Origin of the sequence: Listeria kieliensis (genome assembly GCF_003369925.1) — a bacterium.
GTDB lineage: Bacteria > Bacillota > Bacilli > Lactobacillales > Listeriaceae > Listeria > Listeria kieliensis_A.
Map to the genome: position 1 here is coordinate 1,021,763 of NZ_LARY01000001.1, position 25,734 is coordinate 1,047,496.

The following is a 25,734-nucleotide window of genomic DNA, read 5'->3' on the forward strand; positions in this document are numbered from 1 at the left end:
ACAAGTCGAACATTCGTGCTACTTTCGCAAGAACCATGCAAGTCTCCCTCAATCACTTAAACTGGCTACGCGGATCGACTTCTTCATTGTACAAAAAAGCAAAGACCGCACGCAAGACTTGCCTTCCTTTATTTGAAGAGCAGCCGTAAAATTTTCCCTCTCCATTTTGACTGGGGGTACCTGAAACTGAAATCTAACCAGTTAGGCTGTCTGAGAACACTTTTCTGATGGGAAAATGTTCGAAAGCTTTGATAACCGTGATAGCTTCCCATGCCACTAGCACCGACGCCACCAAATGGCAAATAAGGCGTTGAAATTTGCATCAAGGTGTCATTGATACAAACACTGCCCGATGACGTTTCAAACAAGACTTTCCTTTCCAAATCCCGATTTTTCGTAAATAAATAAAGAGCGAGCGGCTTTGGACGCATCTTGATAAAATCAAGAACCTCCTCCAAATTCCGATACGGATAAAGCGGCAAAATCGGACCAAAGATCTCTTCTTGCATCACTGCACTATCGAGATCGGGCTTTTCTAAAAGAAACGGCGCTATTTTTAACGTTTCTTCATCTTTCTGAGCATCCGCTGCGTAGCCTATAAGCCGGTCAAAATGAGCCCGGTTGACAATACGCCCGTACTTTTCGTTTTCAAGCGGCTTTTCCCCATAAAGCTCCCGAATTGCTTGAGCTAACTCATCTTTAAATTCCTGATAGACATCTTCTTGAGCAAATGCGTAATCAGGCGCAATACAAGTCTGACCCGCATTTATCCATTTCCCGAAAGCTACACGTTTAGCAGCTAGCTTTAAATCCGCATCTTTCGTAACGATTAATGGACTCTTCCCGCCCAGTTCAAGCGTCACTGGCATAAGCTGTTTAGCAGCTTCCTGCATAACAAGCTTCCCCACACGGCTTGATCCAGTGAAAAAACAATAATCAAAAGGTTGCCTTACTAATTGAGTCGTTAAAAACGCATCTCCTAGCACCACCGCTATAATCTCTTCTCGAAATTGCGATAACACTTGAAAAAGCGCATCCGCTGTTTTGGGTGCGAGTTCCGAAGGCTTTAAAACAACAGTATTTCCACTCGCAATGGCTCCAATTAATGGCGTTAACGCGAGTTGAAATGGATAATTCCAAGGAGCAATCACGAGCACCGCTCCGTAAGGCTCTAGTATTGTCCAGCCTTTCGAACCAAGATGCGTCATGGCTGTCTTCACTTTCTTTGCTTTCATCCACTGTTTCAAATGCCGCTTCATAAACTGAATCTCTTCATAGACAATCCCAATTTCTGTCATAAAAGCCTCATCAGCACTTTTACCAAGATCCGCCTCTAGCGCATCCAAAAACAACCCTTCATTTTCCCTTAGTAAACCTTCAAGCAGCCGAAGTGTTTCCAAGCGATGCGCTAATGTTTTCGTCGTGTTCCCTGCAAAATAGCTTTTTTGTCTTGGAACAATTTCTGCATATTCCATCTTCTAAGCCCCCATCTAAAAACGCCTTACTTGATACAAGTAAGGCGCATATGCTTATTCCCCGTCTTTTGCATTTGTATACACTTCTTGTACATCGTCATCTTCTAAAAGTGCATCCATCATCTTTTCAAATTGAGCTTCCTTCTCTTCCGGAACTTCATTATACATAGACGGAATCATGCTTAATTCAGCTGCTGCAAACGAATAGCCATCCGCATTTAGCGCATCCTTAACAGCTGTAAAATCTGCCGGATCTGTATAAACTTCAAAAACTTCTTCACTGCTCTCCACGTCTTGTGCCCCAGCTTCAATCGCTTCAAGCATAAAGTCATCTTCTGTTACATCCAAGCCTTCGCGTTCTACAACCAGATAGCCTTTTCGTTCAAACATGTAGGCGACACTCCCTGTTTCTCCGAGACTGCCTCCATTTTTATTAAAAGCAACACGCACATTAGTTGCCGTTCTATTTTTATTATCTGTCAGTGCATGCACGAGAACCGCAATTCCTCCCGGACCGTATCCTTCATAAGAAACTTCATCATAGTTCTCGGCATCATTATTTCCAGCAGCTTTTTGAATTGCACGTTTCACATTGTCATTTGGCATATTAGCTGCTTTCGCCTTATCCACAACAAGTCGGAGTGCCGGATTCAAGCTCGGGTCTGGACCACTCTTTGCTGCCATGTAAATTTCTTTTGCTAACTTTTGAAAAACTTTTGCTCGTTTTGAATCTTGAGCATTTTTTCTACCTTGAATATTTTTCCATTTTGAATGTCCTGCCATAACCTGTCACCACTCCTTTTCTAATAAAAGTGTAACTGAAACCGAGGCAATTCGCAAGATTCCTCTCCTTTAAGCAAGAAAAACCCGCGAAATAAAAATTTCGCGGGTAACAACTTTATTTTGCGTACTCAACAGCTCTTGTTTCACGAATAACGGTAACTTTGATGTGACCAGGATAATCTAATTCTTCTTCAATTCGCTTCCGAATGTCTCGGGCTAAACGATAAGAAGCAAGATCATCAATTTCGTCTGGTTCTACCATAATCCGTACTTCACGACCAGCTTGAATCGCATAAGATTTTTCAACGCCTTCATAGGATTCTGAAATCTCTTCTAGTTTTTCTAGTCGTCTGATATAATTTTCAAGCGTTTCACTACGTGCACCAGGTCGAGCCGCAGAAAGTGCATCCGCAGCAGCAACTAAAACAGCGATAACAGAAGTTGGTTCCGTATCTCCATGGTGGGAAGCAATACTATTAATCACTACTTCATTTTCTTTGTATTTCGTAGCAAGTTCCACACCAATTTCAACGTGACTTCCTTCTATTTCATGGTCAATTGCTTTACCGATATCATGCAAGAGACCTGCTCGTTTTGCAAGTGTCACATCTTCGCCAAGTTCCCCTGCAAGTATGCCTGCAAGTTTTGCCACTTCAAGTGAGTGGTTCAAGACGTTTTGTCCATAACTTGTACGATAGCGCAAACGGCCAAGAATTTTTATCAGATCAGGATGTAGCGAGTGGATGCCCACTTCAAACGTTGCTTGCTCACCAACTTCACGGATGTGCTCATCAACTTCTTTACGAGCTTTATCAACCATTTCCTCAATTCTCGCTGGGTGAATTCGTCCATCTTGCACTAATTTTTCAAGTGCAATTCGAGCGATTTCCCGGCGGATCGGATCGAATCCAGAAAGGATAACAGCCTCAGGTGTATCGTCAATGATTAAATCAATCCCCGTAAGCGTTTCAAGCGTCCGAATGTTACGACCTTCGCGTCCGATAATTCTTCCTTTCATTTCATCATTTGGAAGAGTGACAACCGAAACGGTCGTTTCAGCAACATGATCAGCTGCACAACGTTGGATGGCAAGTGATAGAATATTTTTTGCTTTTTTATCCGCTTCCTCTTTCGCCTTGTTTTCTGACTCTTTCACCATGATTGCAGTATCATGAGAAAGCTCCTCTTCAACTTGGTTAAGGATGATATGTTTTGCCTCATCTTTCGAAAGAGCGGAAATGCGTTCTAATTCATCTTGCCCTTTTTGAATCATCTCGTCAATTTTGCTTTCCTTCTCTTCAATATGTTGTTGTCGTTTACTGATATTCTCCTCTTTTTTCTCAAGTGTAGCTTCTCTTTTACTTAAAGAAGTATCTTTACGGTCGAGGTTTTCCTCCCTTTGTAATAAGCGATTTTCTTGTTTTTGCAACTCTCCTCTTCGCTCACGAAGTTCATTTTCGATTTCAGTACGCACTCGATGACTCTCTTCTTTTGCTTCGAACATCGCTTCCTTTTTAATTGTTTCTGCTTCTTTCTTTGCATCCTCAACAATGAGTTCAGCGGTGCCACGCGAAGCCACTAACTTCTTTTCAGAACTAGCTTTATAAATCAAAGAGCCCACAACTAAACCGACGATAAAGAAAAGCAAGCCGGAGATGATAGCGACTGTGATAACCATCCTTACACCTCCTTTGCTATTCAATTTTTTGTCATTATTATGTCGGTAGCCAAATAGATATGGCACAAGTGTATTTTCCATCATTAATCGAAGTCCTGTTTCTACTCCGACTACTACTAAAAAACGTTTTAAAAATATCTTTTTTGTTTTTCAGCAATGTAAAATATACAATTTAATTCTATCGGTGTTCCAAGTGATTGTCAAGAAAAGGCTCGTGTTTTCTATATAGAAAATCACGTTTCAGAGTCCAAAAAAATCGTTTGCTTAAAAGTTGGATTTTATCCCTCTTTCAAGCAAACGATTTTTCGATTTAAAACAGATTATTTTTATTCGTCTTCAAGCAAATTGAACTCTTCTGCTTCATCTGGTGATTCAGTAGCTTCAAGTTTCGTGTCAATCTCATAAACTTCACGCACTCGTTTAGAAATTTCTTCTCGAATTTCTGGATGGTCTTTCAAATATTGTTTCGCATTTTCACGTCCTTGACCAATGCGCTCTTCATTATAAGAATACCACGAACCGCTTTTATTAATAACATCGACTTCCGCAGCCATATCAACAAGCTCACCTTCGCGGGAAATTCCTTCCCCGTACATGATATCGACTTCCGCAACACGGAACGGTGGCGCCACTTTATTTTTCACTACTTTAATTTTGGTTTTATTCCCCATGACTTCGGTGCCTTGTTTCAATTGTTCAGCACGACGAACTTCAAGACGAACTGTTGAATAGAATTTAAGTGCACGTCCACCAGGCGTTGTTTCAGGATTTCCGAACATGACACCGACTTTTTCACGAATTTGGTTGATAAAAATCGCAATTGTTTTCGATTTATTAATAACCCCAGACAATTTACGCAAAGCTTGAGACATTAAACGAGCTTGCAAACCAACGTGCGCGTCCCCCATTTCGCCTTCAATTTCTGCACGCGGCACAAGTGCTGCAACCGAGTCAATAACTAGGATATCAATCGCGCCACTTCGAACAAGAGCCTCTGCAATTTCAAGAGCTTGCTCCCCAGTATCTGGTTGCGAAAGTAGCAATTCATCAATATTAACGCCTAAATTTTTCGCATAAGTTGGATCAAGTGCATGCTCAGCATCAATAAAGGCTGCTGTTCCACCTTGTTTTTGTACTTCAGCAATGGCATGAAGCGCAACAGTTGTTTTACCAGAACTTTCTGGTCCGTAAGTTTCGATAATCCGACCACGTGGATATCCCCCTACGCCAAGGGCAATATCTAATGCTAACGAGCCGCTTGATACGGTCGATATATTTTGATCGCTGTGTTCCCCTAATTTCATGACGGAACCTTTACCAAATTGTTTTTCAATCGATTTTAAAGCTTGATCTAAAGCCGCTTGACGATCGTTCACGTTATTTCCTCCTTCATTACCTACTTCACTTACTTTATGCAGACAGCAGATAATTCTCTTTTTTCATCTCTAAAAATACTATATCTTATTCGAAATAAATAATCAAGCAAAAAGCGAATAAATGTTCGTATTTTTTCAAGAATGCTCTTTAATTCTTTTTCATTATAGCCTGATGAAGTGAATTCGTCCAACCTTTTTTTGAAGCAAGAAATGGGAATTTATAAGGCTTTCCTGCCGTTTCTCGCTTAAGTATTTTGCCATTTTTCGTCAATAAACTGATTTATAAGTTGAAACCCTTGTTTTACTGAACGAGCCCGATTATGGTTCCGATCTCTGCCGAAACGGAACAGATAAGTTTCAGTTGGAAATCCTTCCACACTTAATCCGATGTATACAGTACCCGCGGCGTGCCCTTCTAGCGAATCAGGACCCGCCACTCCAGTAAAACTAATGCCAATTTGCGATTCACATTTTTCGCGAATCTTTTCTGCCATTTCTTTTGCACAGGCTGCACTTACTACGCCGTCACGTTCAATTACTTCACGAGAAACACCTAAAATCGCTTGTTTGATTGATGTCTGGTAAGTAACCATTCCGCCTTTAAAAACTTCGGAAACCCCCGCATGCGCGCCTAATTCTGCTTGAAAGGCACCAGCTGTTAAACTTTCTGCCGCCGCTATTGTCAGTTTGTTCGTAAGTAGCTTCTTGACTACAACATCCGCAAGCGATTCATCTCCGTAGCCATAAATAAATTCACCATCTCGCAGTTTGATTTCTTTCTCAACCTCATCAAGTAAGCGTTCTGCCTCAGATTTTGTTTTGGCACTTGCAGTTAGGCGGATTTCAACTTCATTGTCTGACGCATATGTCGCAATCGTCGGATTGGACTGCTTTTCAATCAAATCGCTCAAATCATAAGCAAGCTTCGATTCTCCAATGCCAAAGAAATGCAAAATCCGAGATTCCAAGTGAATAGAATCCCCATTCATTGAAGCAGCTAGTAGAGGCTTCGTGTATGTTTTAAACATCGGTTTCATTTCTGACGGAGGTCCGGGAAGAAGAATATAGTTTTTTCCGTTTTCCGTAAACATCATTCCTGCCGCAAAACCAAAATCATTTTTTAAAACGGTTGAATCTTTGATAACTAGTGCTTGTAATTTGTTATTATCTGTCATTTTTCGACCACTAACAGCAAAATAGTCCGTAATTTTATCTAGATGCCCTTGATCCGTTACGAGTTCTTTTTTTAAGTAATGAGCAAGAATTTGCTTAGTTAAATCATCGTCTGTCGGGCCAAGTCCTCCCGTGAAAATTAAAAGGTCACTCCGCGATTCTGCGATTCGAATTACTTCTTCAAGTCGTTTTGGATTGTCTCCAACTACTGTATGGAAATAAACATATATGCCAAGCTCAGCTAGCTCACGTGATAAAAAAGTAGCATTCGAGTTTGTAATTTGCCCCATTAAAATTTCAGTGCCTACTGCAATAATTTCAGCTTTTTTCATCCTGTCACATCCTTTTTGAAATAGCAAATCCAATAAAAGAAGCCTCCTCTAAAGGTACTACTCGTCACACAGACTTGTAGCGCCTCAAAGGAAGCATTCATTTTCTCTTACATTGAACCTTTAAAAACACCTCTGTTTTTGTAGAAATAATCAATTCCCGACCAAACTGCAAAAAAGGCACAGACATAAAGGAATATCAAATCTACTCGAATCCCCGTCCAAGCAAACGGGAAATTATTTAAGAGCAGCAGCGGAATCGCGATCATTTGTGTAAATGTCTTAATTTTACCCAGTTGACCAGCAGCAAGAACCTCTCCACCTTCTACAAGCAATAAACGCAAACCAGTGACAGCTAACTCCCGGCTAATAATCAAAATAATCACCCATGCAGGTGCCACATTCATTTCAACTAAAATGATAAATGCGGCAGTTACTAACAATTTATCCGCCATCGGATCAGCAAACTTGCCAAAATTTGTAATTAAATTGTACTTTCTTGCTAAATGCCCATCAAACCAGTCAGTCAAAGCAGCAATGATAAAGATAATCGTTGCAATTAAATTTGTTACTGGAATCGCTGAACCAAGCCAGTAAAGCACACCAAAATGGAATGGTACGACGCAAAGAATCACGAAAATCGGAATTAAAATGATTCGAGCGACCGTTAATTTATTTGGTAAATTCATTTTCCCCTCTCCAATCCCTAATCAAATAAAAATTATGTACATCAAAAGAAAAGAAAGTATAGGCAAGACAACTCTCACCTATACTTCTTGATTCCTCATTGCGCATTTTCGCCATCGCTAGACGAAGAGCTAGCTGAATCACTTGATGAATCGCTGCCGCTATCATCTAGTTTAATTGTGAGAACTTGTTTAACGAGTGTTGGTGCTAGTTCAATTTTTTCACCATTAACTTTCACTGTCGTAACAGGCGCATTCCCAACAACGATCGAAACCGTTTTGTTATCTTTCGCATCAATCTCATCTGAACTTGATCCGTCTTTTACGATGCCATTATAAATGTTAGCACCAGCTGCAGTCGAAACACCAATCCAAGTGTCGCCACCAGAAGCAGAAATTTCTAAGCTTAACTTATCGGCATTTGAAACTGTATAACTTGTAGCATTCCCAGATGTCTGACCTTTTTCAATCGCCATTTTTTTATCTTTCTCATCTGCTTTTTTCTTATCTTCAGCTTTCTTCTTTTCAGCCGCTTTATCATCCGCTGCTTTTTTCTTCGCAGCAGAGTCATCATTTTTCTTAGCGTCATCAGACTTCTTCGTTGATGACCCAGTTTCATCATTTACTTTTACAGTTTGCTCTGAATCATTAGGGGTTGCAACATTTTTGTCATTATCACGAGCAAAAACGAAGTACCAAATAATAAATAAGATAAATAAAATAAATAAAGCAATAAGAATTTTAGGCAAGATATCAAAAAAGCGATTTCTTGATGAATTTTGCCCCCCGACCGAATGTGTGGCAAGAGGAGTTGCCTTTTTGCGTGCACGACTCTGCTCTTGTTCAACTACTTCTTGCTGGGATTCAGGAACCTCAGAATCAAAGTCAGCAAAAAGTTGCGTACTATCAACATCTACCGCTTCTGCGTATTGTTTGATGAAAGCACGTGTATAAAACTTACCCGGCATAACCGAATAATTGCCTTCTTCAATCGCGACGAGATATCTTTTTTGGATTTTTGTAATTTGCTGCAGGTCGTCTAAACTGAGACCTTTTTCTCTGCGGGCAGCTTTTAGTTTGTCGCCTAATTCAGTCAATATTAAACACCTACCATTAAATTAAATCAATTCTTGTTTTTTCACATGTGCCATCCGCCATTAACACCTAAAACCTGCCCTGTAATATAGTCAGATTCATCTCTTACGAGAAAAGCCGCTGCATTTGCAACGTCTACAGGGTCCCCGAGTCGTAACAAAGGAATCTCCTCGATTAATTCCTGCTTTTCTTGTTTAGAAAACTGAGCAAGCATCGCTGTGTCAACAGCACCCGGCGTTAGGGCATTTACAGTAATACCGTTTCCCGCTACTTCCTTGCTGAGCGCTTTTACAAAAGCAATTTGTGCTCCCTTCATCGTCGAATAAGCAACTTCCATCGCAGCCCCAACTTCTCCCCAGATCGAGCTAATGAAAAGAATTCTCGGATGGCTTGAACGCCTTAACTTAGGTAAAAAAGCACGAGTCAAATGAAGTGGCGCACCGACATGAACATTGTATAAACACTGCAGCTTTTTGTCTGACAGATCTGTAAACAGACCATACTCGCTGTTTCCGGCTGCATGGATAAAAACATCAAGTTCAAAAACATTTTCCGTTATCGTCTCTAAGTCAGCAAGACTAGAAAAATCTCCTTGGAGCACTGTCACGTCCACTTCATAATTTTGCAATTCCAGAGCAAGTGCCTGCATACTTTTTTCGTTCGAATGATAGTGTAAATAAAGATTAAAACCATCTTCCGCTAATCGCTGTGCAATCGCTTTTCCGATTGCTCCACTTGCGCCTGTCACAAAGGCTGAACGTTTTCTATTTTTCAAGGTAAAGACTCCCCAAGACAATATTTCTTTCATCATAGCATGACTGTAATAATAATACCATTTTTTCACCAAAAAAGCTTCAAATAACTTCAAAACTTAAGATTTCTTTAATTTTATTCAGGAATAAGCTGGAAAGTTGTGATTTGCTCTTCATTTGCAAGCGAACGAATAAATGCTTCAATATCTTGAACGGTAATTGATTCAATCGCTTTTGGAAGATCGAATAAAGAAGCTTCTTCTAGTATATACTGACTAAACTGGTTTGCGATAAACTCAGGTGAGTTTAACGCACGCAAAAATTGTCCAGTTTTTTTCCGTTTAACTAGTTCAAGACTTTCTGCTGAAATCCCCTTTTCCGCAGCTTCAAACCAAGCTTCACGAATTCGCTCCGCCTGCTCATCAGGATTTGTCGCATCCCCGCCGATCAAAACGAACGAAAAGCTATCCGAAAGTGTATAATCATAACCAAATGTGTCATCAATAACCCCTTCATTATAAAGCTTTAAATAGTTTTCGGAAGTGGTTCCAAACAAAAGTTCAAGCGCTAAATCTGCCACCATTTCGTGTTTTACCGCTTCAAAGCCTCGTAACAAACCAATGTCTTCTTTCATCCCCACTAAATTTTTAGCAATTTGAACAGGAAAAGCTAATTTTTTTTCTTTATAAGCGACTTCACGTGGTTCATCAGGAAAAGCACGTTCAATTCCAGCTTCCTTTTCAAAATGCTTGGCCGCTTGATTTTCACGAATCACTTCCATCATTTCACGTGGTTCCAGTTGCCCTACAACAAAAAGCACCATGTTGCTTGGATGATAAAACGTGTTGTAACACAAATAAAGTAGATCTTTATTAATTTCCGCAATGGATTCAACGGTTCCGGCAATATCAATTTTCACCGGATGATTTTGATACATATTTTCAATTGCACCAAAATAAACTCGGAAATCAGCATCATCGTCATACATCCGAATTTCTTGACCAATAATTCCTTTTTCCTTCTCGACAGTTTCCTCCGTAAAATATGGCTGTTGAACAAAATCAAGCAGCGTTTTCAAATTCTCCGTCACATATGAAGTACTTGAAAAAAGATAGGCTGTCCTTGTAAATGATGTAAAGGCATTTGTAAAAGCACCCTTCTCACCAAATTTAAAAAAGACATCGCCATCTTCTTTTTCAAACATTTTATGTTCCAAAAAATGCGCGATTCCGTCTGGGACATGCGTTAATTGTTCTTCACCGATTGGCACAAAAGCATTGTCAACCGAGCCATAATTGGTCGTGAAAACCGCGTAAGTTTTGTTATAGTCCTTTTTAGGAAGTAAGAAAACACGCAAGCCGTTTTCAAGCGTTTCACTATAAACCGTTTCCTCTACATTATCAAAGCGCGTTTCATTCATCCCCTGTTACCTCCTTACTCAAGAAATATAGCGTGTTCATTTCAAAAAATTGAGCAGCTTCTGTAACCTCATCTTTACTTACTTGCTTGATTTTTCGAATCCAGTTTTCAAGACTTAAATCAGCTTCTTTTAGCAAATTATTATAAGTTAATTCGATAAGACCTTGGGCGCTGTCATTTGCTTCTAGAAGTTGGTTGATATACATTTTTTTCGTTTGTTCAAGTTCATCTTCAGTAAAATCCCCTTGCTTCATTGCTTTCACTTGTTCTTCAATAATCGCACGAGCTTGTTTATAGTTTTTTTCGTCAATCCCAGCCGAAATCAACATAAAACCCTTAAACGAATCAATTCGACTAGACGCATAATAGGCAAGGCTAGCTTTTTCACGAACATTTATAAAGATTTTAGAGTTTGAAAAGCCTCCCAGTAGCCCATTTGCTAATTGCAAAGGAACAAAATTGGAATCCCCAAAATAAACGCCCGTATGGTAGCCAAGTGCCAATTTTCCTTGATTAATCGGTTGAGTTTCAAAAACCTCATGCATTTCAGTTTGAGTAGTCTCACGTTCGTTCTTGCTTGCCGCTTCTTCTCTTTTCGAAAATGGCAGAGCTTCCACTTGCGGGATAAGCTCATCACGCGTGATATCTCCACAAACGAGCAAATCGATTTGGTCTTCTTTTAAAAAGCGTTGATAGTAGTGATAGAGTTCACTCGCACTGATCGCATCAACGTCTTCAAGCACCCCAGAAGCAGGATATTTAAAAACATCATCTGCAAACATTTCTTCAATCAAGCGTTTATTTGCGTAACGAATTTTATCATCAAAGACTGATTCAAGGCGACTTTTCAAATTGATTTTCTCACGTTCAAGTGTTGCTTCATGAAACGACGCATCTGCAGCGTTAGGAAAGAAAAATACTTGTTGTATAAATTGAAAAGCCTCCTTCAAAAGCTTTTCTCCGTCCTTCACAAGTTTACCATTTACAAGGTCAAAGACTGCAGTAAGAATGTGCTCATTACCCTTTTTCTCAACCGTTGTATAAAAATTGGCGCCATATAAATAAGCAAGACGTCGTCTAAATTCTGTTTGTGTTTTATACATTTCATTATTAGTTTCAAACAACATCGAAAGAAGCGCGCGTTTTGTTATCGTTTCCCGCTCAAGCGGCGCACGAAATTTAAATACAATTTTGCTCGACTTAAACTTCTTGGTTTCAAGAAGCGTCAAGCGAACAGCTCCGACTTTTTCTTCATAAGTTTGCATCAATCAAGCTCCTCTCGTTTTCTCCATTCTATTGTAGCTTAATGCTGCTACAAGTACAATCATAATGCCGTATGAGCTTGCTCAATAAAAAAGCCTTCCACCGAGTTTTCTCAGCGGAAGACCAAAATTTTATTTGCCTTTAATGTAATTGACACCGTCAGCTTTCGGCGCCTCAGATTTCCCGATGAAACCAACGAGTGCTAAGATCGTCAGCACATAAGGAGCAATCTGCAAGTAAATATCTGGAATTTCTTTAAAGAACGGAAGTGAACCGCCTGTAATAGCAAGACACTGTGCAAAGCCGAAGAAAATCGCAGCTCCCATTGCACCAAGTGGATTCCACTTCCCAAAGATCATCGCGGCAAGCGCCATATAACCTTGTCCAGAAATGGTTGCATGACCAAAATCTAGCGTAAAGGATTGTGCATAAACAGCACCACCAAGCGCACCAAGAATCCCTGAAATGATTACGCCTTGATAACGCATGAATTTCACTTTGATCCCCATTGTGTCAGCCGCAAGTGGATGCTCACCCACTGAACGAAGACGTAATCCAAAGCGTGTTTTATAAATAATAAACCAAGAAAGAATCGCAAAAGCAATGGCTACGTAGCTCATCACTGGAATGTTTCGGAAGAATATATCACCAATCACCGGGATATCTTTCAAAACAGGAATATCTGGCTTACCGAAGTAATGAGAAATTTGATCGGTTTGTCCTTTATCATAAATAACTTTGACAAGGAAAAGTGCCAGTCCAGTAGCGAGGAAGTTAATTGCTACCCCAGAAATAACATGATCTGCCCGGAAATTGATAGTTGCAACGGCATGTACAAGCGAAAATAATCCGCCGACGATCATCGCGGCAATTAAAGAAATCCATGGCGTTAAAGCACCAAACACATGATCGAAAGTTAAGTTGAAGACGATCGCAGAAAAGGCCCCCATCACCATCATACCTTCGAGACCAATGTTAACAATCCCACCTCGTTCGGAATAAACACCACCGAGCGCAGTAAAGATAAGCGGACCGGCCATTAATAATGTACTAGAAACAAGTGTCGCAATGATTGCTGTCACTGTCATTCTGCCTTCGCTCCCTTCTTAAATTTCGACATCGCCCAGCGAATAATATAGCTCGAAGCTACGAAGAAAATAATCAAAGCGATAATCACATTTACAAGTTCATTTGGCACTCCAGCAACTGCTGGCATATTGAGCGCGCCAATTTTCAAAGCACCAAATAAAAGTGCCGAGAAGATGATTCCAATTGGCGAGCTTCCTCCAAGAAGCGCAACCGCAATCCCGTCAAAACCGATCCCAGGTGAAGCACTTAATACGTAAGCATTGCCATATGTACCTAGCCCTTCCATTACCCCACCAAGGCCAGATAATGCACCGGCAAGAACCATAGAAAGAACAATTGTTTTCTTAACACTCATTCCGGCATATTTTGAAGCATTTTCATTAAATCCAACCGCTTCAATTTCATAGCCAAATGTGGTTTTATTGAGTACAAGCCAGATGATAATAGCAAACCCAAGTGCAATCAATATTCCCCAATGAAGGGTTGAATATTGTGTCATATTTTGTAAAAAGACGGATTGAAGTGAAGCACTTTCGGAAATTGTTTTCGTTTTATCTAAGCCATCTGTCAGCATATTTTGTACAACGTAGTTAAAAATATAAAGCGCCGTATAGTTGAGCATAATTGTGACAATAACTTCATTTACACGCAGTGTTGCTTTTAAAATACCAGGGATGAATGCCCAGAATGCCCCAAAAGCCATTCCTACAAGAACAGCCAGTGGCAAATGAATCCACTTGGAAAGCCCGTCAAATTGAAGCGCCACAATAATAGACCCAAGCCACCCCATGAGTAGCTGCCCTTCAGCTCCGATATTAAATAGTCCTGCCTTAAACGCAACCGCAACAGAAAGTCCGACTAGAATATAAGGTGTTGATTGGCGAATCGTTTCCCCAATATAATAAGGCTGCCCAATCACACCATTGATAAGCGCTGAATAGCCAGCAATCGGATCATAACCAAAAATCAGCATGATCACAGCACCACAAATGAGCCCTAAAAGTACAGCCGTAACCGGAATAACCAACGCATTCAAGATACTTTTTACTTTACTCATGCACCTTTTCCTCCGTTTCCGCCTGCTCTTTTCTCGATCCAGCCATCAAAAGCCCAAGCTCTTGCTCAGTAGTCTCTTCTGGTTTCACGATTGCGACAATTTTACCTTCATAAATTACGGCGATTCGGTCACTTACATTCATGATTTCATCAAGTTCAAACGACATCAGTAGTACCGCTTTTCCCCGATCACGTTGTTCAATCAAACGTCTATGAATAAATTCAATTGCTCCAACATCAAGGCCACGAGTAGGTTGAGCAGCAATTAAGAAATCTGGATCGCGACTAACTTCTCGCGCAATAATAGCTTTTTGTTGGTTCCCACCCGAAAGTGCTTTTGCAGGAACATACTCGCTGCTTGTTCGAACGTCGAACTCCTCGATTAGTTCCCTCGCAAATTCATACATCGCCTTATGATTTAAAAAGCCTTTGCTCGAAATTGGTTTCTTATAGTAGGTTTGTAAGGCAATATTTTCGCCAACTGTCATTTCAAGCACAAGTCCGTGTTTATGACGATCTTCAGGAATATGTCCAAGACCGGCTTCAGTAATTTTACGCGGCTTTTTATTTTCAATGGATTCCCCGTTTAGACGAATCGTACCATTTGTGACTTTTGTCAGTCCGCTGATCGCTTGAATCAATTCACTTTGTCCATTCCCATCAACTCCAGCAATGCCGACAATTTCTCCGGCACGAACCGTTAAGTTTAATCCGCGAACACTTTCTACTCCGCGACTTTCCTTCACAATTAAGTCTTTTATTTCAAGTACATTTTTCCCTGGATTAGCCGGCTTCTTTTCAGTTGTAAAAACGACTTCACGACCGACCATCATATTTGCAAGTTCTTGTGGATTCGTTTCAGAAACATTGACTGTTCCCATCCCTTTACCTCGACGAATAACCGTTACTCGGTCACAAACATCCATAATTTCTTTTAATTTGTGCGTAATCAAAATGATGGATTTACCTTCTTTAATAAGCGCCCGCATAATTTGAATTAATTCATTAATTTCTTGCGGCGTCAAAACCGCAGTAGGTTCATCAAAAATCAAGATATCCGCACCGCGATAAAGTGTTTTCAGAATTTCGACACGCTGTTGCATGCCAATTGAAATATCTCGTATCACTGCATTTGGATCAACTCGAAGCCCATAACGATCAGAAATCTCTTGAATTTCTTCGATCGCTTTTTTCTTTTCAATCACTCCAAGTTTATTAGGCTCTTTACCTAAGATGATATTTTCCGCAACCGTAAACTTGTCTACAAGCATAAAATGTTGGTGCACCATGCCGATTCCAAGTTCATTTGCTTTGTTCGGGTTGTTGATCACTTCTTTTTGACCACGAACGCGGATTTCACCACCATCGGGCTCGTAAAGACCAAAAAGAACATTCATCAGCGTCGACTTTCCAGCTCCGTTTTCACCTAGCAAAGCATGGATTTCTCCCTGCTTCAACTGTAAGGTAATGTTATCGTTAGCTACAAAACCAGAAAATTCTTTCCTGATCCCTAACATTTCAATAACATAATCCACATTCTCACTCCCTTTGTCGCTTTTATTACAGAAAAACGGCTCGACATCATTTCTCACGAAAAATGTGGCCTCTCCAGATTTTTCCTCGAAGTGGGTAAACCTGTTTTTTATCTGTTTAATGGGTCAGTTTGTAAGCAACAGTTTTAAAGCTTTTTAGAAATTTATTTTCTGCTTCCAAATCGCTAAAAAAGATGTCACTTTATTTTATTTCTATTTGCCGTTCATTGCAATCTTAATTTAGAAAAAAATAAAAAATAGCTAAAAAACTTCCTAGTAAAAGGGTTTACTAATTATAGTAAGCGGTTTCAATATTTTTTGAAAGAGAGCCGGCAAAAAGCCGGCTCAAAAAACAGAATCATTAAGGTTTTTCTTGAACTTTAATGTCTCCGTCTACAATTTTTTGTTTATACTCATCAACTTTTTTAAGAACATCTTTTGAAATATTATCTTGATGTGAAGATAACCCTACAGCATCTTTATCAAGACCATATTCGATTTTTTCTCCCCCAGGGAAGTCGCCTTTTTTAGCACGTTTAGAAAGATCATTTACCGCAATATCAACGCGTTTAATTTCAGAAGTAAGCGTAACATTGTAATCTTTGCCATCATTAGCTGTTACTTTTCCTTCATCCCACTGATCGCGGTCAACACCGATTACCCAAACTGCACGGCTTGGATCTTTTTTCTTCAAGTTTTTCGCTTCCGCGAATACACCATTTCCAGTGCCACCAGCAGCATGGAAGATCACATCTACACCACTTGAATACATAGTTGACGCAATTTGTTGTCCTTTATCAGCCTTAGCAAAATCATTGGCATATTGAACATCAATTTTCGCATCAGGATTTACAGCTTTAACACCTTCAACAAATCCAGCTTCAAAGCGGTCAATAACTGCGCCTTTTACGCCACCAACAAAGCCAACTTTATTCGTCTTTGTTGTGAGTCCAGCAACAACACCAACAAGGAATGAACCATCATTGTCTTTAAAGCCAATGCTTGCTACGTTTTTGCGATCGTCAATCACATCATCTACAATAGCAAAGTGATTATCTGGATTTTGCTTAGAAACCGTTTCTAGCGCTTCTTTTAACTTATAGCCAATCCCAAAAATCAAGTCATAGTTTGAACGAACAGCAGTGTTCAAATTAGTTTTGTAGTCTGCTTCAGAAGCTGACTGCAAATAATTGTAACCATCTTGCCCTTTTTTCATGTCGTTCGCTTTACCAAATTCTTTAAGTCCTTCCCAAGCTGATTGGTTAAACGAGCGGTCATCTACTCCGCCAGTATCAGTAACCATCGCTACAGTGAAGTCCTTGTCACTACCCTTACTTCCAGAACCCTTCGAACCACATGCGCCAAGAACGAGTGCAGAAGCAAGAATCAGTGTGAGTGCCAAAGCAAATGTACGCTTTTTCACTTGTAAACCCCTCCCAAGAGATAAATTGTGTGCTAGATTTAACGGTTTACCACGAACATTTTCTCCAATGACAATATGTATATTCAGTTTGATATTGGAAGAAAACTTTCCTTGAAACCGTATTCTCCAACTCTCTTTAATATACCATGTTCTCTCCTAGAAATAAATTCATAATTTTGCTTTTCTCAATGCAAGTTAATTCAGAAAATTATTCACTTTGAAAAAGCACGCCTCTCTAAGAAAGGCGTGCTTTTTTAATCTTCCCGGTCAGGTTCTCCGAGTGATTCTATGTTTACACGACGTGGTTTGCTTCCTTCGTGTGGGCCAACAACCCCGCGTTGCTCCATTTCATCAATCAAGCGCGCTGCTCGGTTGTATCCAATTCTAAATTTCCGTTGCAACATCGAAACAGAAGCTGTTTGCATTTCAACCACGAGAGCCACTGCCTCGTCATATAGCTCGTCTTCTGCTTCCTCTGTATGTTCAGGAATATCATCAGGAATCATCTCTTCATCATACTGCGCTTTTTGCTGTGAAATTGTAAAATCAACGATATTTTCCACTTCTTCATCAGACAGAAAAGCACCTTGCACACGAGTTGGTTTACTTGATCCGACTGGCAAGAATAGCATGTCTCCTCGGCCTAACAACTTTTCTGCTCCCCCCATATCTAAAATCGTCCGAGAATCGGTTGCACTTGAAACTGCAAAAGCGATTCTTGAAGGGATATTTGCTTTAATCACCCCAGTGATAACATCAACAGAAGGTCTTTGCGTTGCGATAATCAAATGGATACCCGCTGCCCGAGCCATTTGAGCAAGCCTTGTAATCGCATCTTCTACATCATTTGATGCAACCATCATCAAGTCAGCCAGTTCATCGACAATCACAACAATGTAAGGAAGTTCTGCTTGTTTTTCTTCATTTTTTTCGTTATGTTTTCGCACCTGTTCATTATAGCCTTCCATATTTCGTGTTCCAGTATGGGAAAACAAATCATAGCGACGTTCCATCTCTGCCACGATTTTTTGCAAGGCCTGCGCTGCTTTTTTAGGATTCGTTACAACTGGTGCAAGCAAATGAGGAATCCCATTATATACGTTAAGTTCCACCATTTTCGGATCAATCATCATCATTTTTACTTCGTGCGGTTTAGCGCGAAGTAAGATACTTGTAATAATACCATTGATACAAACAGATTTTCCGCTTCCTGTTGACCCAGCAACAAGTAAATGTGGCATTTTATTTAAATGAGCTAAAACCGCATCTCCAGAAATATCGCGACCAAGAGCAATTTGGAGTTTGTCTTCAGGATGATTTTGGCTATTGTTTTCTAGTACTTCCCGAAGCGTCACCATCGCCACTTGTTGGTTCGCAACTTCAATTCCGATTGCCGATTTCCCAGGAATAGGCGCTTCAATCCGAATATCTTTTGCTGCGAGCGCAAGCGCAATATCATCGCTAAGAGAAACAATCCGACTCACTTTTACTCCCACTGCCGGCTGCACTTCATATTTCGTAACCGCAGGCCCTAAGTGTACTTGAGTTATTTTCGCCTTTACACCAAAACTATCGAAGGTTTCTTCCAGTTTCCGCGCATTTGCTTCAATTTGTTGATATTCTTTAGACTGATCCACTGATTTAGCTTCATTTAAAAGCGATAATGGTGGAAGTTGGTAGATTTCATTTTCAAATGATTCCTGCTCAAAGCGCATTTCTTGAATGGTTTCTTCTTCCTCTTCAGTTTGGTGATTAGCTTTTGCAGCATTTTCTTCTTTCTTTGCGGCATTAAAATTCGAGATGATTGGTGGTTTATTCTCTTTCTCTTCTTTTACGACCTTTTCCACCGGCTCTTTGACCTTATCATCTGGTTCTACTTTTACTTGTTCTTTTTCTTGTTTCTTTAATTCTTGCTTTGCTTTACGCAATTCAGCCTTTTCTTTTGCAAGCCGAGCCTTTTCTCTCCAATTTGTGTAAACAACACGCAATTTCTCCCAAACGACACTTAATGGAACTCCGGAAGCAAGCGATAAACCAAACACAACTAAAAATAACGCAAAAATATTTGTGCCAACTGCCGAAATAAGAAAATAAGTGATCGCTGTAATAACAGCTCCAATCATCCCCCCACCGACAGAAGCAATTTGTTCAGGATGAAGAATGTTTTGAAAGGCTAGATGACTGGAAAACCCTAGAATCGTTTGATCTGCAGGAAGAGCTTTTAACATTAAGCTCATATGTAGTAAAACAGCAAGACCAATTGCAATTAAATAAATCCCTACAAGTCGCTTAGCAAAAAAGTGAGGAATCGTTCTTTTGAATAGTAAATAGCCCCCGCAAATAATCATACCCAGCAGTAAACCTAAACTAAGCGAACCAATTATAAACTCACCTACTGTATAGAAAAAAGTTCCAACAAAACCAAGCTGGAATAAGCCGAGTAAGCCAATAACAATTAAAATGAATCCGCTAATCTCTTTTCCGTAGTGATTTTGTTTTTTCTTTGAACGTGTTCCCTTGCGTTTTCCTGCCGCATTGGTCTTTTTTTTTTGTGCAGCCAAAAAATCTCCTCCCAATCTAGTCAACATACTGGTCTTATTATAGCACATGAGATAAATGACAAACTCCACCAAAAGACCTATTTAGCAAACAAATGTACGTAAAAAACTGGACACCCTATCAAGAGAGTTGTCCAGTTTAGCATTATTTCACTTCACTTTGATTTTGAATAATTTGATTGACGATTCCATAGTCAATCGCTTCGTTAGCTGAAAGCCAGAAATTGCGGTCTGTATCTTCGACAACTTTTTCAAAATCTTGCCCAGTTGCTTCACTAATTAAACGGTTAATTCTTTCACGCATCCGTACAATTTCGCGAGCTTCAATTTCGATTTCACTACTTTGGCCTTGAACGCCACCGAGTGGTTGATGAATCATATAACGAGTATTTGGCAAACTGTAACGGTTTTCTTTTTTCGCAGCCAGATAGATGGTAATTCCTGCACTCGCCACCCAACCAGTTCCAATAATTCGAACTTCTGGTTTAATATACTGGATCAAGTCATGAATAGTATCGCCTGCTTCCACGTGACCCCCTTGACTATTGATAAAAATCGTAATCGGTTCGTCCCCTAAAGCCGCTAAAAGTAAAAGCTGTTTTGAAACTTCTTTCGCTAAATCTTGATTGATTTCTCCATAAAGAAAAATGGTACGTGTATCAATCAATTTTTCAGTCAAAATCTGACTCATATCTTTTGATTTGTTTTCTTCTGCCATTTTGACACATCCTCTCTTTTGCTCACGTACTTATTTTAACTGTTTGGTCAACAAAGGTCAAAAGAAAACTCCTCCCTTTAGAGGTGAGGAGTTTTCTTTGTCATCATTTTTCCGCCTTTGACTTCTGACATGCTTCCACCGACGGCTAAGAAAGCATCCGGATCAATTTCATCCAAAATCGATTTCAATTTAACTTCTTCGAATCGTGAAATAATCACGAAAATCACTTTATTCATTTCACCAGAATAACCACCTGTCGCTTCAATATAGGTGACACTTTTTCCAAGTTGCTCCATGATTTCAAGACCAATTTCTTCGTGATAGCGGCTAATAATAAACGCACTTTTCGATTCATCCATTCCCTGAATGACGATGTCAATCACTTTATATGCTAAGAAATAAGTAATCAGCGAATACATTGCACGATCCCAGTTAAAAGCAAAACCCGCTACTGAAAAAATTAAGATGTTGATGACCATGATGATTTGCCCTGTTGAAAAAGGCGTTTTCCCGTTCACAATGATCGAAACAATCTCTGTTCCATCAAGTGCTCCACCATTACGAATCACGAGACCAACACCAAGTCCGAGCGTCACTCCCCCAAAAACCGTAGCGAGCAAAAGATCATCTGTAACGGGATGTGCGGAATGAAGAAGGAGCGTCACAGTCGACATGACGGCAATCCCGTATAATGTGAAAAGAGCAAAGACTTTGCCAATCTTTCGGTAACCAATAATAAAAAAAGGAATATTTAAAACAAAGGTAAGTACGCCAAGGGGTAGCGGCGTAAGTTGAGAAACAATAATCGAGATACCGACGATCCCACCATCTAGAATCTGATTATTTACGAGGAAAAGCTCAAGACCGATTCCCATGAGGATGGCACCGATCGTAATCATCAAAAAGCGGTATGTAAACCATTTCCATTTTCTACGGCGATAAAGCAAGACTTCCTGCGCCGCTTTTTCTTCTAGCAATAAGCTGTCTGACTTCATAGTTCGTCACTTCCTGTCACTTTACAATTTGCTCATTTATCAGAAAATATTTTTGTGTTTTATTAAATTTTTTACTCTTTTTAAGTATAGCATAAGCGGTCTGTGCTTGTCTTTTCTCGTTACCATATACAAGAATTTTTTCTTGCAGCCAACTACTTATCTATAGTATAGTTATAGTTGCGCAATGTGCGGAGATGATTCACATGCTGCACTTTTCACAAGCAAAAACACAAAACTAAAGGTGGTAAAAAAATATGAGTGACTATCAAGTGTTGTTATACTACAAATACACGACAATTGATGATCCAGAAACCTTTGCGAAAGAGCATCTTGCTTTTTGTAAAGAAATTGGGCTAAAAGGACGTATTCTTGTTGCTGAAGAAGGAATCAACGGAACCGTATCGGGAACGACCGAGGCAACTGAAAAGTATAAAAACGCAATGCACGCCGATCCAAGATTTTCGGATATGGTCTTCAAAATTGACGAAGCTGATAAACATGCTTTCAAAAAGATGTTTGTTCGTCCGCGTAAGGAAATTGTGTCCCTTCATTTGGAACACGACCTTAGCCCACTTGAAGTGACCGGAAAATATCTTGAACCCGAAGAATTTCGAGAAGCTTTGCAAGACCCGGATACAGTCATTTTAGATGCAAGAAACGATTATGAATATGACCTTGGCCATTTTCGTGGGGCTATTCGTCCCGATATCAAAGCTTTCCGTGAACTACCAAATTGGGTCGAAGAAAATCGTGATCAATTTGATGGCAAAAAAGTGGTTACTTACTGCACCGGCGGCATTCGTTGTGAAAAATTCTCTGGCTGGCTCAAAACAGCTGGTTTTGACGATGTTGCTCAGCTTCACGGTGGCATTGCTACTTATGGAAAAAATGAAAAAACAAAAGGTGAATTCTGGGATGGCATGATGTATGTTTTTGATGAACGCATTTCCGTTCCAATCAACCGTGTAGAGCACACAATCGTTGGGAAAGATCATTTCGATGGCACACCTTGCGAACGTTACATTAATTGTGCTAACCCGCACTGTAATAAGCAAATTCTTGCCTCTGAAGAAAACGATGAAAAATACTTGCATAGCTGTTCTCATGAATGCCGTGTGCATCCAGATAACCTTTATGTCAAAAAACATAATTTGACGAAGGAACAACTTGAAGCTCGCTTAAATGCAATTGGCGAAAACTTAGAAACATCTTCTGCAAAATAATAAGGGAAAAGCGATCTCAAAAGTTGAGATCGCTTTTTTTAGGATTAGCCAGACTTTGATAGTCAATTTGACGTGCTTCACAAAAATCTTTTAATTCGCCTGAAACGATTAATGGAGCTTGCTTTATTTCGCTTAAATTTTTGGAATCTAATAGAACAAATAAAGCCGCTAAGCTTTCCTTTAATTGTTCTACTTCCGAAATAGCCGCTTCCTTTCCATCTTTTTTCAGCCGGTACAAAATTTTGCCAGCCATTCCCGCGCTTCTCGCTCCTAAACGATAAGCTTTTACCATATCAAGTGCTGATTTGATTCCACCAGAAGCTAAAAATTCCATATTCATCGGTTCTGCATTCTGCAAATCAAGTAAACTTTCAGCAGTCGTAAGTCCCCAATCTGTTAAGAAATCGAAAGCATGGTCTCGCCGCCGATCATTTTCAATTTGAGCGAAATTGGTACCTCCTCTTCCCCCCAGATCTACCGTACGAATTCCTAACTCGCCAAGCCTTGCCACGGTTTCTTTCCGCATGCCAAATCCAACTTCTTTCACAACAATCGGAATTTTAATTTCATCCACGTAGCGCTTCAAACTTTCTATCCAGTGACCAAATTCACGGTCTCCTTCTTTCATCACCAGTTCTTGAGCCGGATTAATATGGATTTGTAATAAGTCTGCTTCAAGCATTTCAATTGCTCTTTTAGCTTGTTCTACGGGCACTTCTGGGCTCACATTGGCAAATAATTGTCCTGACGGATTGACTTCCCGAGCAATGCGAAAAGTTGATTCAAGCGCTTGATTTTTAAGAGCAGCGGACTGCGAGCCAACAGCCATTGCTATTTCCGTTTCTCGAGCAATTTCCGCCAACTCTTGATTGATTTTCTTTGTGTGAGCACTTCCGCCTGTCATGGCATTTATATAAAACGGCCACTTAAAATGAAGGCCTGCAAAGCTTGTTGTTAGATCTACTTCGCTAACGCCAATTTGAGGGAGCGAAGTCCCTAAGATTTTTAATTCGTTGAAGCTTGTCCCTTGTTTCTTGTAGCTATTGTATGCAAGTGTCACGTGCTCGTCTTTTCTACGCTCTCGCAAAAGATCTTCCTTTTTTTCCAAAGTTTTCCCATCCTTAATCTATAGGCTTTGTTTCAAAAGCTGCTACTTCGCTAAACCACGTATTGACTTCTTCGGGTTCCGGCGTATACACTTTCCCGTCTTCCATGAGAATTAGTCCATGGAAAGTTTGAATGTCGTCCTCGCAGTCTTCACAGTACTCGATTTCCTCTTCGTTCCAAGCAGCGAATAGCACTTGTTTTTTTAACGCATGGTGCGGATAATTTTGAATCATTTCTTCCGCAACTATTTTATATTTCTTAAAAGCTTCTTCCTTTTCATTAAAACGGAAACGATCAAGAATCGTCTCTTCCCAGTCTTCAAAAAACCACCAAGGTTCATATTCACCCTTCGTTTTAATGATTGTCCACTCTGTCAAAGCGACCATCTCCTAGTTTATTCACTATCCCGATTATAGCAAGCTCAAACAGGAATGTAAATTTTTGAAACTCAAACTAAAAAAAGCTACACTAGTGTTAAATGATAGAAGAAAGAAGGGATTTGTTATGGCTACTGAAACAGCAATCATTCGTGTGACTGGCCTTGTTCAAGGTGTCGGTTTTCGCTATACAACTAAACATTTAGCTTATAAGTTTGATGTAAGCGGCACTGTGAAAAACTTAGATGATGGCTCGGTTGAAATTGGCGCTCGTGCAAATAGCGATAATTTAGAAAAATTTATTGATGCTATTAAACAAGGGCCCTCTCCTGCCGCACGCGTAAATGAAGTATTTATTTACAAAGGCGCACCGGTCCCCGAACGAAAAACTTTTGATATTGTCTACTAAAATAAGCCTTGAATTCCCACTTTATTTGGCTTATAGTTAAGGAATGACATGTTCCACGGAAAGGAGCTGATCGTACCGTGGGGATAATGGCGCAAATGTTTTCGGAACCTGAATTCATTTCCATTTCCGTCACTTTCCTGTTAACGCTTGCCATCTTTCGATTTTGGCCTGCATTTCACTTTTTAAAACCTGCGATGACGACTCATGTTCGAACGATTCAAATTTTTCATCTTCCAACTGGAAAATTGAAAATAAATGCTTTGCAGCCACTTAGTTTCGTTGTAAATTGGATCGTTGTTGCCCTTAAAAAAACACAGCCTAGTGATGATGAAACTCATTGTTCTTCCCTTTCCAGCTATGCAAATTGAAATTTTAGGAGGAAATAAGAACATTGAAAAAGAAACATATACTTTTAATTAGTCTGCTTCTCATTGGGCTCGTTGTCCTTTCTGGATGCAGCATGGATCCATCACAAAATCAAGATGGGTTCTTCTATAAATATTTAATTTGGCCGCTTACTTGGTTTATCCAATTTGTTGCATCCTTCTTCGGAAACAATTATGGAATTGCAATCATTATTACCACTTTAATCATTCGTGCTGCGATCATGCCTCTAAACTTGCGGACTGCAAAAGCGCAAATGGAGATGCAATCGAAGATGGCGGTCGCAAAACCTGAAATTGATGATATCCAAGCTCGGTTGAAACGTGCCGCAACGAAAGAAGAACAAACGAAGATTCAACAAGAAATGATGGTCGTTTACCAAAAATACAACATCAATCCGATGCAAATGGGTTGTTTACCGTTGCTCATTCAAATGCCTATTTTGATGGCCTTTTATTATGCTATTCGTGGTTCTGATGCGATTGCTTCGCATACGTTCTTATGGTTTAACCTCGGGTCACCAGATACGATTCTTGCTGTGATCGCTGGACTCGTATACTTGGGTCAATATTACGTTTCAATGATCGGTTACACGCCGGAACAGAAAAAACAAATGCGGATCATGGGATTACTTTCTCCCGCTATGATCCTATTCATTTCCTTCTCTGCTCCATCCGCTCTTGCACTTTACTGGGCTGTCGGCGGGATCTTCCTAGCTGGTCAAACGTTACTTACGAAAAAACTTTATATGAACAAACATCCAGAGATCAAACAAATGGAAGCAAGCGAAAAGGAATTTGAAGAAACTGTAGAAAAACAAAAGAAATAATTTAA

The 25,734-nt window shown here is 40.0% G+C and carries 23 protein-coding genes; 4 read left to right on the forward strand and 19 right to left on the reverse strand.

Annotated elements, in window-relative coordinates; all coding sequences use genetic code 11:
* Window positions 1-128: 128 nt before the first annotated feature.
* The 17 genes from UR08_RS05035 to UR08_RS05115 all read right to left on the reverse strand — a co-directional run bounded on the left by UR08_RS05035 (window position 129) and on the right by UR08_RS05115 (window position 21,400).
* Window positions 129-1,475 (reverse strand): aldehyde dehydrogenase family protein, encoded by a 1,347-nt coding sequence (locus UR08_RS05035; RefSeq protein WP_115752550.1) that lies wholly within the window; start codon window positions 1,473-1,475, stop codon window positions 129-131.
* A gap of 54 nt (window positions 1,476-1,529) precedes the next feature.
* A complete protein-coding gene (locus UR08_RS05040; RefSeq protein ID WP_115752551.1) occupies window positions 1,530-2,258 on the reverse strand; it encodes a YebC/PmpR family DNA-binding transcriptional regulator in 729 nt (242 codons plus the stop codon).
* Between the two features lie 115 nt (window positions 2,259-2,373).
* Window positions 2,374-3,936: a ribonuclease Y gene (gene rny / locus UR08_RS05045; protein WP_115752552.1), complete on the reverse strand. Its 1,563-nt coding sequence runs from the start codon at window positions 3,934-3,936 to the stop codon at window positions 2,374-2,376.
* Between the two features lie 326 nt (window positions 3,937-4,262).
* Window positions 4,263-5,312 carry a recombinase RecA gene (recA, locus tag UR08_RS05050; protein WP_115752553.1) on the reverse strand — a complete coding sequence of 350 codons (1,050 nt, stop codon included), beginning with the start codon at window positions 5,310-5,312 and terminating at the stop codon, window positions 4,263-4,265.
* A gap of 245 nt (window positions 5,313-5,557) precedes the next feature.
* Window positions 5,558-6,817 (reverse strand): competence/damage-inducible protein A, encoded by a 1,260-nt coding sequence (locus tag UR08_RS05055; RefSeq protein ID WP_115752727.1) that lies wholly within the window; start codon window positions 6,815-6,817, stop codon window positions 5,558-5,560.
* A 107-nt stretch (window positions 6,818-6,924) separates the two neighbouring features.
* Window positions 6,925-7,503: a CDP-diacylglycerol--glycerol-3-phosphate 3-phosphatidyltransferase gene (gene pgsA / locus UR08_RS05060; RefSeq protein WP_115752554.1), complete on the reverse strand. Its 579-nt coding sequence runs from the start codon at window positions 7,501-7,503 to the stop codon at window positions 6,925-6,927.
* 95 nt (window positions 7,504-7,598) lie between these two features.
* Window positions 7,599-8,597, reverse strand: coding sequence for a helix-turn-helix domain-containing protein (locus UR08_RS05065; RefSeq protein WP_115752555.1), 999 nt, complete (start codon window positions 8,595-8,597; stop codon window positions 7,599-7,601).
* A 41-nt stretch (window positions 8,598-8,638) separates the two neighbouring features.
* On the reverse strand, window positions 8,639-9,370 hold the full coding sequence (gene ymfI, locus UR08_RS05070) for an elongation factor P 5-aminopentanone reductase (protein ID WP_240616025.1): 732 nt from the start codon (window positions 9,368-9,370) through the stop codon (window positions 8,639-8,641).
* Between the two features lie 113 nt (window positions 9,371-9,483).
* On the reverse strand, window positions 9,484-10,767 hold the full coding sequence (gene yfmH / locus UR08_RS05075) for an EF-P 5-aminopentanol modification-associated protein YfmH (RefSeq protein ID WP_115752556.1): 1,284 nt from the start codon (window positions 10,765-10,767) through the stop codon (window positions 9,484-9,486).
* A complete protein-coding gene (yfmF, locus tag UR08_RS05080) occupies window positions 10,760-12,031 on the reverse strand; it encodes an EF-P 5-aminopentanol modification-associated protein YfmF (RefSeq protein ID WP_115752557.1) in 1,272 nt (423 codons plus the stop codon). Before yfmF ends, yfmH begins: the two co-directional genes overlap by 8 nt.
* Window positions 12,032-12,160: 129 nt before the next feature.
* Complete coding sequence (locus UR08_RS05085; protein ID WP_115752729.1) at window positions 12,161-13,111, reverse strand: ABC transporter permease; 951 nt, start codon at window positions 13,109-13,111, stop codon at window positions 12,161-12,163.
* 2 nt (window positions 13,112-13,113) lie between these two features.
* A complete protein-coding gene (locus UR08_RS05090) occupies window positions 13,114-14,175 on the reverse strand; it encodes an ABC transporter permease (protein WP_115752558.1) in 1,062 nt (353 codons plus the stop codon).
* On the reverse strand, window positions 14,168-15,709 hold the full coding sequence (locus tag UR08_RS05095; protein ID WP_115752559.1) for an ABC transporter ATP-binding protein: 1,542 nt from the start codon (window positions 15,707-15,709) through the stop codon (window positions 14,168-14,170). Before UR08_RS05095 ends, UR08_RS05090 begins: the two co-directional genes overlap by 8 nt.
* A gap of 358 nt (window positions 15,710-16,067) precedes the next feature.
* Window positions 16,068-17,129: a BMP family lipoprotein gene (locus UR08_RS05100; protein ID WP_115752560.1), complete on the reverse strand. Its 1,062-nt coding sequence runs from the start codon at window positions 17,127-17,129 to the stop codon at window positions 16,068-16,070.
* Between the two features lie 254 nt (window positions 17,130-17,383).
* Window positions 17,384-19,690 carry an FtsK/SpoIIIE family DNA translocase gene (locus UR08_RS05105; protein ID WP_115752561.1) on the reverse strand — a complete coding sequence of 769 codons (2,307 nt, stop codon included), beginning with the start codon at window positions 19,688-19,690 and terminating at the stop codon, window positions 17,384-17,386.
* 142 nt (window positions 19,691-19,832) lie between these two features.
* Window positions 19,833-20,405, reverse strand: coding sequence for an ATP-dependent Clp protease proteolytic subunit (locus UR08_RS05110; RefSeq protein ID WP_115752562.1), 573 nt, complete (start codon window positions 20,403-20,405; stop codon window positions 19,833-19,835).
* Window positions 20,406-20,482: 77 nt separating this feature from the next.
* A complete protein-coding gene (locus UR08_RS05115; RefSeq protein WP_115752563.1) occupies window positions 20,483-21,400 on the reverse strand; it encodes a YitT family protein in 918 nt (305 codons plus the stop codon).
* A gap of 254 nt (window positions 21,401-21,654) precedes the next feature.
* Here UR08_RS05115 and trhO point away from each other — a divergent pair, with 254 nt between their 5' ends.
* Window positions 21,655-22,623 carry an oxygen-dependent tRNA uridine(34) hydroxylase TrhO gene (gene trhO, locus UR08_RS05120; RefSeq protein ID WP_115752564.1) on the forward strand — a complete coding sequence of 323 codons (969 nt, stop codon included), beginning with the start codon at window positions 21,655-21,657 and terminating at the stop codon, window positions 22,621-22,623.
* A gap of 16 nt (window positions 22,624-22,639) precedes the next feature.
* Here trhO and fni read toward each other — a convergent pair whose 3' ends face one another.
* Complete coding sequence (gene fni, locus UR08_RS05125; protein ID WP_115752565.1) at window positions 22,640-23,731, reverse strand: type 2 isopentenyl-diphosphate Delta-isomerase; 1,092 nt, start codon at window positions 23,729-23,731, stop codon at window positions 22,640-22,642.
* Between the two features lie 13 nt (window positions 23,732-23,744).
* The gene (locus tag UR08_RS05130; protein ID WP_115752566.1) at window positions 23,745-24,107 is read right to left on the reverse strand and encodes a DUF1033 family protein; all 363 of its coding nucleotides are present in this window, start codon (window positions 24,105-24,107) and stop codon (window positions 23,745-23,747) included.
* A gap of 127 nt (window positions 24,108-24,234) precedes the next feature.
* Between UR08_RS05130 and UR08_RS05135 the strand changes: the two genes are divergently transcribed.
* From UR08_RS05135 to yidC, 3 genes are all read left to right on the forward strand, one after another.
* Window positions 24,235-24,516 (forward strand): acylphosphatase, encoded by a 282-nt coding sequence (locus UR08_RS05135; protein WP_115752730.1) that lies wholly within the window; start codon window positions 24,235-24,237, stop codon window positions 24,514-24,516.
* 86 nt (window positions 24,517-24,602) lie between these two features.
* On the forward strand, window positions 24,603-24,884 hold the full coding sequence (locus UR08_RS05140) for a hypothetical protein (RefSeq protein WP_240616042.1): 282 nt from the start codon (window positions 24,603-24,605) through the stop codon (window positions 24,882-24,884).
* Between the two features lie 23 nt (window positions 24,885-24,907).
* Window positions 24,908-25,729 (forward strand): membrane protein insertase YidC, encoded by an 822-nt coding sequence (yidC, locus tag UR08_RS05145; protein ID WP_115752568.1) that lies wholly within the window; start codon window positions 24,908-24,910, stop codon window positions 25,727-25,729.
* The last annotated feature ends 5 nt before the right edge of the window (window positions 25,730-25,734 follow it).

What these genes read in the sequence shown, in the direction of transcription:
- UR08_RS05055 (WP_115752727.1), bottom strand. Translation starts at nt 6,817, where the DNA reads ATGAAAAAAGCTGAAATTATTGCAGTAGGCACTGAAATTTTAATGGGG.
- UR08_RS05115 (WP_115752563.1), bottom strand. Translation starts at nt 21,400, where the DNA reads ATGAAGTCAGACAGCTTATTGCTAGAAGAAAAAGCGGCGCAGGAAGTC.
- yfmF (WP_115752557.1), bottom strand. Translation starts at nt 12,031, where the DNA reads ATGCAAACTTATGAAGAAAAAGTCGGAGCTGTTCGCTTGACGCTTCTT.
- UR08_RS05040 (WP_115752551.1), bottom strand. Translation starts at nt 2,258, where the DNA reads ATGGCAGGACATTCAAAATGGAAAAATATTCAAGGTAGAAAAAATGCT.
- trhO (WP_115752564.1), top strand. Translation starts at nt 21,655, where the DNA reads ATGAGTGACTATCAAGTGTTGTTATACTACAAATACACGACAATTGAT.
- yfmH (WP_115752556.1), bottom strand. Translation starts at nt 10,767, where the DNA reads ATGAATGAAACGCGCTTTGATAATGTAGAGGAAACGGTTTATAGTGAA.
- UR08_RS05140 (WP_240616042.1), top strand. Translation starts at nt 24,603, where the DNA reads ATGGCGCAAATGTTTTCGGAACCTGAATTCATTTCCATTTCCGTCACT.
- UR08_RS05035 (WP_115752550.1), bottom strand. Translation starts at nt 1,475, where the DNA reads ATGGAATATGCAGAAATTGTTCCAAGACAAAAAAGCTATTTTGCAGGG.
- UR08_RS05090 (WP_115752558.1), bottom strand. Translation starts at nt 14,175, where the DNA reads ATGAGTAAAGTAAAAAGTATCTTGAATGCGTTGGTTATTCCGGTTACG.
- pgsA (WP_115752554.1), bottom strand. Translation starts at nt 7,503, where the DNA reads ATGAATTTACCAAATAAATTAACGGTCGCTCGAATCATTTTAATTCCG.
- UR08_RS05135 (WP_115752730.1), top strand. Translation starts at nt 24,235, where the DNA reads ATGGCTACTGAAACAGCAATCATTCGTGTGACTGGCCTTGTTCAAGGT.
- rny (WP_115752552.1), bottom strand. Translation starts at nt 3,936, where the DNA reads ATGGTTATCACAGTCGCTATCATCTCCGGCTTGCTTTTCTTTATCGTC.
- UR08_RS05110 (WP_115752562.1), bottom strand. Translation starts at nt 20,405, where the DNA reads ATGGCAGAAGAAAACAAATCAAAAGATATGAGTCAGATTTTGACTGAA.